The sequence below is a fragment of the Gordonibacter pamelaeae 7-10-1-b genome, assembly GCF_000210055.1.
Classification (GTDB): domain Bacteria; phylum Actinomycetota; class Coriobacteriia; order Coriobacteriales; family Eggerthellaceae; genus Gordonibacter; species Gordonibacter pamelaeae.
This window is the reverse complement of sequence record NC_021021.1, coordinates 1,847,847-1,849,244: the sequence shown is the minus strand read 5'-3', so window position 1 is coordinate 1,849,244 and position 1,398 is coordinate 1,847,847. Positions and strand designations below refer to the sequence as shown.

Genomic DNA, 1,398 nt, shown 5'->3' with positions numbered 1-1,398 from the left:
CGACGGCTTCGGGACTCGCTCGCCCGTGCGCAGCCGAGGGGTCGGGCAGACGCGCGGCTCGGGGTTCGGCAGGCGCACGGCGAATCCAGCCTTCTCCAACAGCCCCTTCGCCTCGGCCACCGTGAACCCTTTCCATGGCTCGGCGCCCGGCTCGACGTCGCGCGGATTGGCGCCCGCCTCGACGGTGAGCGAGTTCGCACCGGCGTAGAGGGCCCGCTCCACGGGCGGGTGGCAGCCGATGCTCTCGTACTGCGAGCCGGCGACGATGCGCTCGACCGCGAGGATCTGCATCAGGCGGTCCTCGGATATCGTCCCCGCATGTTCGAGGGGCGTGCCGGGCACGGGCACGCGCGCCATGACGCCGCCCGAGTAGGCGCCGCACTCCAGCCCGAACAATATCCCATCGGCCAGCTCGTCATCGGTGTGCTCGGGGCCGATGGGCTCGACGCAGGTGCCCAGCAGAAGCGGCGACGCGGCGATGGCGCGGATGGTGGCGATGCGTACCTCCGGGTCGAACGGCGTGTCCTCGCCTTCCCTAAGGCGGAGCACATGGTAGGCGCTCGTCGCGCCGCACTCCCAGATGGCCTGGGCGCGCTCGGGCGTCAGCTCGCCCACGTTCATGTTGATCTCGTAGCTCCCCGGAACCTGGGCGCGGATATCGGCGATCCACTCCTGCAGCACGTCGAGGTCGTAGAACTCCGTCGACCGCAGCGTCACCATGGTGGCCCCCTGCTCGACGTAGGCCCGCACCATGGCGATGACCTCGTCCTCGGTATAGGCCACCTCTTCCCCGATGACGCCCCATCGCTCGCCGAACGAGCAGAAGGAGCAGTTCATGGAGCAGGGTGCGAAGTCGATGCCCACCGCTCCCGCTATGCGCCCGGTGTCGCCCGACACGCGGTGCGCCACCTCGCACGCACGCTCCTCGAGGTAGGACGCCTCCGGCGAGCACGGGTCGAGGGCGAGCAGCCGCACGACGTCCGCCTTGGGAGGAACGGTACCCGCCAATCCCCCTTCCGCGATACGGTCGATCAACGCCACCGTCGCCTCGTCCATGCTGCTCCTCTCCCTATCCCCTTCGCTCATGTAGGATACAGTATATTACTAGACGCTATCATATACTAGCCCGATACAAGTAACTGGTGGAAAAAGGGCGGCGTTCCGGGCGGTTCCCCGACGGCCAAGAGGCGCGCCGCAGGCCCTTAAACGGCGAGGGCCCCGTTTCCGGGGCCCTCGGGCAGTGCGCTGGCGGCAAGGCCCGTCGTGCGCCTGCCTTACACCTCGCGCTCCACCACGGCAGCGATGGCGTGGGCATGGCGGTCGGCTTCCTCGGCGCTGGCGGCCTCCACCATGACGCGGACGACCGGTTCGGTGCCGCTCGGGCGCAGCAGCACGCGG

At 69.1% G+C, this 1,398-nt stretch carries 2 protein-coding genes; both read right to left on the bottom strand.

All coding sequences use genetic code 11. The annotated features are described in order from the left end of the window. A partial coding sequence (locus tag GPA_RS19075) for a radical SAM protein (protein ID WP_049784084.1) occupies positions 1-1,056 on the bottom strand: 1,056 nt, incomplete at its 3' end. A 218-nt stretch (positions 1,057-1,274) separates the two neighbouring features. After that, positions 1,275-1,398 (bottom strand): hypothetical protein (locus GPA_RS17445; RefSeq protein WP_156791151.1); only part of this gene is annotated, 124 nt, incomplete at its 5' end.